This is a genomic window from Mycobacterium sp. (genome assembly GCF_025933915.1).
GTDB lineage: Bacteria > Actinomycetota > Actinomycetes > Mycobacteriales > Mycobacteriaceae > Mycobacterium.
Window position 1 is genome coordinate 1 of sequence record NZ_JAICZA010000190.1, and the last position, 7,600, is coordinate 7,600.

Sequence of the window (7,600 nt, forward strand, 5' to 3'; positions counted from 1 at the left end):
CGCCCGAGGGCCACGCCTTCGTCGCCGACGCGGTCGAGCACGGATTCCGTGAGGCGGTGCGGCATCGCGACGAACCGTTCGGCGACCACGGCCGTCGCGCGTCCGGAGTGTAGCCATGCCGGACATGACAGCCCGCTCGGTTGTGCTCAGTGTGCTGCTCGGCGCCCACCCGGCCCGCGCCCGCGCAAGCGAACTGGTCAGGCTCACTTCCGATTTCGGCATCAAGGAGTCGACCTTGCGCGTGGCGCTGACCCGGATGGTCGGTGCGGGCGACCTGGTCCGCAACGCGGACGGCTATCGGCTCTCGGATCGCCTACTCGCCCGCCAACGTCGCCAGGACGACGCCATCGACCCGCGGGTCCGCCCCTGGCGCGAGGGGTGGATCGCGCTCATCGTGACCAGCGTGGGCGACGACGCGCGCACCCGCGCGTCGCTGCGAACGTCCATGCACGACAAGCGCTTTGGTGAGTTGCGCGAGGGTGTGTGGATGCGACCCGACAACATCGACGCAGAGCTCGGCCCCGACGTCACGGACAGGGTCCGGATCCTGCGCGTGCGTGACGACGACCCCGCCGATCTGGCCACGCGGCTGTGGGACCTGCCCGCCTGGGCACAGTCCGGCCATCGGTTACTCGACGAAATGGCCGCCGCGCCAGACATTCCCGGCCGCTTCGTGGTGGCCGCGGCGACCGTGCGGCACCTGCTCACCGACCCGGTCCTGCCCGACGAACTACTCCCGGCCGACTGGCCCGGTGCCCGGCTGCGTGCGGCCTACCATGACTTCGCCGCCCAGCTGCTGCGGCGGCGCGAACCACTATTTGCGGAGGCGACATGAGTGATCCGGTGCGCATCGAGCGCAACGGCCCGGTGACCACGGTGATCATCGACCGGCCGGGGGCGCGCAACGCGGTCAACGGGCCGACCGCCGCCGCGCTGTATGCGGCGTTCGAAAAATTCGACCGCGACGACGCCGCGTCGGTGGCTGTGCTCTGGGGCGAGGGCGGAACGTTCTGCGCCGGAGCCGATTTGAAGGCCTTCGGCACACCCGACGCCAACGCCGTGCACCGGACGGGCCCGGGCCCGATGGGGCCGACGCGAATGGTGCTGTCCAAACCCGTCATCGCCGCGGTGAGCGGCTACGCCGTCGCCGGCGGTCTGGAATTGGCCGTCTGGTGTGACCTGCGGGTGGCCGAGGAGGACGCCGTGTTCGGTGTGTTCTGCCGGCGCTGGGGCGTCCCACTGATCGACGGCGGCACCGTGCGGCTGCCGCGGCTGATCGGACACAGCCGCGCGATGGACATGATCCTCAGCGGTCGCGCCGTGGCGGCCGACGAAGCCCAGGCCATCGGACTGGCGAATAGGGTGGTCCCCAAGGGCCAATCACGCCAGGCCGCAGAGGAATTGGCGGCGCAACTGGCGGCACTGCCCCAGCAGTGCCTGCGCTCGGACCGGCTCTCGGCGCTACATCAGTGGGGAACAACGGAATCCGAGGCGCTCGACTTCGAATTCGCCAGCATCTCCCGGGTGGCCGCGGAAGCCAACGAAGGAGCCGGGCGTTTCGCGGCGGGCGCGGGACGGCACGGGGCATCCGCCGATTAATGGCCGGCTAGCCGCCGCCGCTCAGCTGCCCTTGTTGATCGTGTTGCTCTGGCCGATCTTGTCGACCTTGGGGTCACCGTCCTTGTAGGTGATGGTGTTGTTCATCCCCAGCACGGTGATGCGGGTCTCGACCTTGTCGAAGGTGATCTTGTTGTTGGTGCCGGTGACGGTGGCCGTCTCGCAGGTGCCCGTGATGGTCAGGGTGTTGTCCGACCCACCGACGTTCAGCGACTTGCCGCTGGCGCAGTCAAGGGTGGTGGTGGTGCCCATCGATCCGTAGTTGATCGTGTTCCCGATCTCGATGGACGCGGTGGTGCTCGCCCCGCTCGATCCCGTCGTCGGTGCGGCACTCGCACTCGTCGTCGCGCTGCTCTTCGTGGTGGTCGTCGAGGAGCCCGCCGGCGGGTTGGCCGTCGAACTGCAGCCGGCCACCACCAGCGCCGCGGCCGCCGGTGCCACAGCGAATGCGGCCAGTCTGCGGCGGTGGTCGAAGGTATTGACGCGCATCGTTTTTCGATCCCCTCTCATTTTTTGATCCCGCTCGGTGTGGCGCCTCAGCCCGGCACCTGCTGGAGCCGGTTGGTCATGCCCAATTCGCGGCCGCGGTCCCACAGGAACGGCTGACCGCTCTTGTAGAACACCGTCTGGTCGTAGCCGTACACCGTGATGTCGTGCGAAACCGAGTCGGCGATAACCACGTTCGACGAACCCATCACCGTCACCGCGTAGCAGTTGCCCAGCGCGGTGACGGTGAGGTTCGATCCGTTGACCAGCAGCGTGGCGTCGTTGCAGTCGATCGTCTGTTCCATGTCCTCCCCGATGACATGGGTGTCGCCGTTCTTGGCCTGCGCGAACGGCGGTGGGGCGGCGACAGTGGCGGCGAAACCCGCGACGACGGCGAGGGCGCCGGTGGCCAGTGACCCGGCGGCAGTTGTCCACTTCACTGCGGGCCCCCCTTTGGACGGGACGTCTGCTCGAATGAGCCAAGCATGACATTACGTGCATTTGCCTGCCCGATGGCAGATTTTATTTTCGTTCGCCGGGCGCTCATGTCCCTCCGGGGAGACTAGTGTCTGAACGGGTGTCAACTAGAGTCATTAGTTAACCGCAACCCGTTTCCGCGATCGAAGGGCGACCGTATGGCAGCTCAACCGGATCCGCCGTCGGCGGCCGGGCGCCAACGCGGGGGACGGCCCGGCTCTCGCCCGACCAAGCTGAGCCGGGAAGGGATCATCGACGGCGCACTGACGTTCCTGGATCGCGAGGGCTGGGACGCCCTGACCATCAACGCGCTGGCGATGCAGTTGGGCACCAAGGGTCCGTCGCTCTACAACCACGTGGACAGCCTGGAGGATTTGCGCCGCGCCGTGCGGATTCGCGTCATCGACGACATCATCATGATGCTCAACCGGGTGGGCGAGGGCCGCGCCCGCGACGATGCGGTGCTGGTCATGGCGGGTGCCTACCGCAGCTATGCCCACCATCACCCGGGCCGCTACTCGGCCTTCACCCGGATGCCGCTGGGCGGCGACGACCCCGAATACACGGCCGCGACCCGCGGCGCGGCCGCGCCGGTGATCGCCGTGCTGTCCTCCTACGGTCTCGACGGCGAGGCGGCCTTTTACGCGGCGCTGGAGTTCTGGTCGGCGTTGCACGGCTTCGTGTTGCTGGAGATGACCGGTGTCATGGACGACATCGACACCGACGCGTTGTTCTCCGACATGGTGTTGCGCCTGGCGGCGGGTCTGGACCGGCGCACCGCCCACGACGGCGCCAGCGGCGCGGCCCGATAGCGGCGCCCGGCTGGTCCGCCGCTTTGACCTGCGAGACCGGCGCCGGGTATTGTGGTTCCTCGTGCCTGGCGGCTTACGGCGCCCAACCGTAAGGAAGTGGATGCCGGGCGAATTCGTCTGTCCATGATGCATCGGACCAAGTCCGGTGCGCAGCGCATGCGACACACCCGGCCGCGGGGTGAGGTGGACGGACAAAACTGCAGTACACAGACTTGAAAGCGCCAGAAATATGCCGAACACGAACAGAGAAAGCCGGTAGATGCCAACCATCCAGCAGCTGGTCCGCAAGGGTCGCCGGGACAAGGTCGCCAAGGTCAAGACCGCGGCCCTCAAGGGCAGCCCGCAGCGCCGTGGCGTATGCACGCGCGTGTACACCACCACTCCGAAGAAGCCGAACTCCGCGCCTCGGAAGGTCGCCCGCGTGAAGCTGACGAGTCAGGTTGAGGTCACGGCCTACATCCCCGGCGAGGGTCACAACCTGCAGGAGCACTCGATGGTGCTGGTGCGTGGTGGCCGAGTGAAGGATCTGCCCGGTGTCCGGTACAAGATCATCCGCGGTTCGCTCGACACCCAGGGCGTCAAGAACCGCAAGCAGGCTCGCAGCCGTTACGGCGCCAAGAAGGAGAAGAGCTGATGCCGCGCAAGGGGCCCGCGCCGAAGCGTCCGTTGGTCAATGACCCGGTCTACGGATCACAGCTGGTCACCCAGCTGGTGAACAAGGTCCTGCTGCAGGGGAAGAAATCGCTCGCGGAGCGCATTGTTTATGGTGCGCTCGAACAAGCTCGGGATAAGACGGGCACGGATCCCGTGATCACGCTCAAGCGTGCTCTCGACAACGTCAAGCCCGCCCTGGAGGTGCGCAGCCGCCGCGTCGGTGGTGCCACCTATCAGGTGCCGGTCGAGGTGCGTCCGGATCGGTCCACCACGCTGGCGCTGCGCTGGCTTGTCAGCTTCTCGCGGCAACGCCGGGAGAAGACCATGGTCGAGCGCCTGGCAAACGAGATCATGGATGCCAGCAACGGCCTGGGGGCCGCCGTCAAGCGACGTGAGGACACCCACAAGATGGCCGAGGCCAACCGCGCCTTCGCGCACTACCGCTGGTAGGTCTCTCCGGCGCGCGTGCCGGGCCGGCCTGACCGCGAAAGACAGCAACTAGCAATCGAAAGAGTGGGAAGACTTATGTGGCACAGAAGGACGTGCTGACCGACCTCACCAAGGTCCGCAACATCGGCATCATGGCGCACATCGACGCCGGCAAGACGACGACGACCGAGCGCATCCTCTACTACACCGGTATCAGCTACAAGATCGGTGAGGTGCACGACGGCGCCGCCACCATGGACTGGATGGAGCAGGAGCAGGAGCGCGGGATCACCATCACCTCCGCCGCCACCACCTGCTTCTGGAAAGACAACCAGATCAACATCATTGACACGCCTGGCCACGTCGACTTCACCGTCGAGGTGGAGCGCAGCCTGCGCGTGCTCGACGGTGCCGTCGCCGTCTTCGACGGCAAGGAAGGTGTCGAGCCGCAGTCCGAGCAGGTCTGGCGGCAGGCCGACAAGTACGACGTCCCGCGCATCTGCTTCGTCAACAAGATGGACAAGATCGGGGCCGACTTCTACTTCTCGGTGCGGACCATGGAAGAGCGCCTCGGCGCCAACGCCATCCCGATCCAGCTGCCCGTCGGCTCCGAGGGCGACTTCGAGGGCATCGTCGACCTGGTCGAGATGAACGCCAAGGTGTGGCGCGGCGAGACGAAGCTGGGCGAAACCTACGACACCATCGCCATCCCGCCCGAGATGGCCGACAAGGTCGAGGAGTACCGCACCAAACTGCTCGAGGCCGTCGCCGAGACCGACGAGGCGCTGCTGGAGAAGTACCTCGGCGGGGAGGAGCTCACCGTCGAGGAGATCAAGGGCGCCATCCGCAAGCTGACCATCAGCTCGGAGGCGTACCCGGTGCTGTGCGGCAGCGCGTTCAAGAACAAGGGCGTGCAGCCCATGCTGGACGCCGTCATCGACTACCTGCCCTCGCCGCTGGACGTACCCCCGGCCGTCGGCCACGCGCCGGGCAAGGAGGACGACGAGGTCACCCGCAACCCCTCGACCGACGAGCCGTTCTCCGCGTTGGCGTTCAAGGTCGCGACGCACCCGTTCTTCGGCAAGCTGACCTACGTCCGCGTGTACTCGGGGAAGGTCGACTCCGGCAGTCAGGTCATCAACGCCACCAAGGGCAAAAAGGAGCGGCTGGGCAAGCTGTTCCAGATGCACTCCAACAAGGAGAACCCGGTGGAGACGGCCTCGGCCGGTCACATCTATGCGGTGATTGGGCTGAAGGACACCACCACCGGTGACACCCTGAGCGACCCGAACCAGCAGGTCGTGCTGGAGTCGATGACGTTCCCCGACCCGGTCATCGAGGTGGCCATCGAGCCCAAGACCAAGAGCGACCAGGAGAAGCTGAGCCTGTCGATCCAGAAGCTCGCCGAGGAGGACCCGACCTTCAAGGTTCACCAGGACTCAGAGACCGGCCAGACCGTGATCGGCGGGATGGGCGAGTTGCACCTGGACATCCTGGTGGACCGGATGCGCCGCGAGTTCAAGGTCGAGGCCAACGTCGGTAAGCCACAGGTCGCCTACAAGGAGACCATCAAGCGGAAAGTGGAAAAGGTCGAGTTCACCCACAAGAAGCAGACCGGCGGTTCCGGCCAGTTCGCCAAGGTGTTGATCAGCCTCGAACCGTTCCACGGCGAAGACGGCGCGACCTACGAGTTCGAGAACAAGGTCACCGGTGGGCGCATCCCGCGTGAGTACATCCCGTCGGTGGACGCCGGCGCGCAGGACGCGATGCAGTACGGCGTGCTGGCCGGTTACCCGCTGGTCAACTTGAAGGTCACCCTGCTCGACGGGGCCTTCCACGAGGTCGACTCGTCGGAGATGGCCTTCAAGATCGCCGGTTCGCAGGTGCTGAAAAAGGCTGCGGCGCAAGCACAGCCAGTCATCCTGGAACCGATCATGGCCGTCGAGGTCACCACGCCCGAGGACTACATGGGCGATGTGATCGGCGACCTGAACTCCCGCCGTGGCCAGATCCAGGCCATGGAGGAGCGGAGCGGTGCGCGCGTGGTCAAGGCGCATGTGCCGCTGTCGGAGATGTTCGGCTACGTCGGCGACCTGCGGTCCAAGACCCAAGGCCGGGCGAACTACTCCATGGTCTTCGACTCGTACGCCGAAGTGCCGGCGAACGTGTCAAAGGAGATCATCGCGAAGGCGACCGGTCAGTGAGCGAAGACGACAGCGAGTAAGCGGAGCTTACGAGCGAGGAGTCGAGCCAGCAGCTCAAGTCACCTCGGAGTAACCTTGCCGGGTCATTGGAATGCCTTGGGCGCGGCACAACTGAAAACACCAACACTGCTTTAACGAGCACCAACTAGTCCAGGAGGACACAGAAGTGGCGAAGGCGAAGTTCGAGCGGACGAAGCCGCACGTCAACATCGGGACCATTGGTCACGTTGACCACGGCAAGACCACGCTGACCGCGGCTATCACCAAGGTTCTGCACGACAAGTACCCCAACCTGAACGAGTCCCGCGCGTTCGACCAGATTGACAACGCGCCCGAGGAGCGTCAGCGCGGTATCACGATCAACATCTCTCACGTGGAGTACCAGACCGAGAAGCGTCACTACGCCCACGTCGACGCGCCGGGTCACGCCGACTACATCAAGAACATGATCACCGGCGCGGCTCAGATGGACGGTGCGATCCTGGTGGTCGCCGCCACCGACGGCCCCATGCCGCAGACCCGTGAGCACGTGCTGCTCGCGCGTCAGGTCGGCGTGCCCTACATCCTGGTCGCCCTGAACAAGGCCGACATGGTCGACGACGAGGAGCTACTCGAGCTCGTCGAGATGGAGGTCCGCGAGCTGCTGGCCGCCCAGGAGTTCGACGAGGACGCCCCGGTGGTGCGGGTCTCCGCGCTCAAGGCCCTCGAGGGCGACGCCAAGTGGGTCGAGTCCGTCGAGCAGCTGATGGAGGCCGTCGACGAGTCGATCCCGGACCCGGTCCGTGAGACCGAGAAGCCGTTCCTGATGCCGGTGGAGGACGACTTCACCATCACCGGGCGTGGCACCGTGGTCACCGGCCGCGTCGAGCGCGGTGTGATCAACGTGAACGAGGAAGTCGAGATCGTCGGTATCAAGCCGAC

9 protein-coding genes and 1 pseudogene are annotated in these 7,600 nt (G+C 66.0%); 8 read left to right on the plus strand and 2 right to left on the minus strand.

The features are described from left to right. The 3 genes and pseudogenes from Q0W90_RS21500 to Q0W90_RS21510 form a co-directional block, all read left to right on the plus strand. Positions 1-113: pseudogene (locus Q0W90_RS21500) on the plus strand (enoyl-CoA hydratase); the annotation flags it as partial. Positions 114-115: 2 nt separating this feature from the next. Continuing rightward, the gene (locus Q0W90_RS21505) at positions 116-835 is read left to right on the plus strand and encodes a PaaX family transcriptional regulator C-terminal domain-containing protein (protein ID WP_297601024.1); all 720 of its coding nucleotides are present in this window, start codon (positions 116-118) and stop codon (positions 833-835) included. Then, the gene (locus tag Q0W90_RS21510) at positions 832-1,599 is read left to right on the plus strand and encodes a crotonase/enoyl-CoA hydratase family protein (RefSeq protein ID WP_297601021.1); all 768 of its coding nucleotides are present in this window, start codon (positions 832-834) and stop codon (positions 1,597-1,599) included. The genes Q0W90_RS21505 and Q0W90_RS21510 overlap by 4 nt, the downstream gene beginning before the upstream one ends. A gap of 21 nt (positions 1,600-1,620) precedes the next feature. Here Q0W90_RS21510 and Q0W90_RS21515 read toward each other — a convergent pair whose 3' ends face one another. Continuing rightward, the gene (locus Q0W90_RS21515; RefSeq protein WP_297601018.1) at positions 1,621-2,106 is read right to left on the minus strand and encodes a DUF3060 domain-containing protein; all 486 of its coding nucleotides are present in this window, start codon (positions 2,104-2,106) and stop codon (positions 1,621-1,623) included. A 47-nt stretch (positions 2,107-2,153) separates the two neighbouring features. After that, a complete protein-coding gene (locus tag Q0W90_RS21520; protein WP_297601015.1) occupies positions 2,154-2,543 on the minus strand; it encodes a DUF3060 domain-containing protein in 390 nt (129 codons plus the stop codon). A gap of 195 nt (positions 2,544-2,738) precedes the next feature. Between Q0W90_RS21520 and Q0W90_RS21525 the strand changes: the two genes are divergently transcribed. The 5 genes from Q0W90_RS21525 to Q0W90_RS21545 form a co-directional block, all read left to right on the plus strand. Further along, positions 2,739-3,392 (plus strand): TetR/AcrR family transcriptional regulator, encoded by a 654-nt coding sequence (locus tag Q0W90_RS21525; RefSeq protein WP_297601012.1) that lies wholly within the window; start codon positions 2,739-2,741, stop codon positions 3,390-3,392. 259 nt (positions 3,393-3,651) lie between these two features. Then, a complete protein-coding gene (gene rpsL, locus Q0W90_RS21530) occupies positions 3,652-4,026 on the plus strand; it encodes a 30S ribosomal protein S12 (protein ID WP_297776469.1) in 375 nt (124 codons plus the stop codon). Further along, positions 4,026-4,496, plus strand: a complete 471-nt coding sequence (rpsG, locus tag Q0W90_RS21535) for a 30S ribosomal protein S7 (RefSeq protein ID WP_065046088.1) — start codon at positions 4,026-4,028, stop codon at positions 4,494-4,496. The genes rpsL and rpsG overlap by 1 nt, the downstream gene beginning before the upstream one ends. A gap of 77 nt (positions 4,497-4,573) precedes the next feature. After that, positions 4,574-6,679 (plus strand): elongation factor G, encoded by a 2,106-nt coding sequence (fusA, locus tag Q0W90_RS21540; protein ID WP_297776472.1) that lies wholly within the window; start codon positions 4,574-4,576, stop codon positions 6,677-6,679. Between the two features lie 166 nt (positions 6,680-6,845). Beyond that, positions 6,846-7,600 (plus strand): elongation factor Tu (locus tag Q0W90_RS21545; RefSeq protein ID WP_297776475.1); only part of this gene is annotated, 755 nt, incomplete at its 3' end.

Coding starts and splice junctions, on each gene's coding strand:
- Q0W90_RS21525 (WP_297601012.1), top strand. CDS start 2,739: ATGGCAGCTCAACCGGATCCGCCGTCGGCGGCCGGGCGCCAACGCGGG.
- Q0W90_RS21505 (WP_297601024.1), top strand. CDS start 116: ATGCCGGACATGACAGCCCGCTCGGTTGTGCTCAGTGTGCTGCTCGGC.
- rpsL (WP_297776469.1), top strand. CDS start 3,652: ATGCCAACCATCCAGCAGCTGGTCCGCAAGGGTCGCCGGGACAAGGTC.
- Q0W90_RS21515 (WP_297601018.1), bottom strand. CDS start 2,106: ATGCGCGTCAATACCTTCGACCACCGCCGCAGACTGGCCGCATTCGCT.
- rpsG (WP_065046088.1), top strand. CDS start 4,026: ATGCCGCGCAAGGGGCCCGCGCCGAAGCGTCCGTTGGTCAATGACCCG.
- Q0W90_RS21510 (WP_297601021.1), top strand. CDS start 832: ATGAGTGATCCGGTGCGCATCGAGCGCAACGGCCCGGTGACCACGGTG.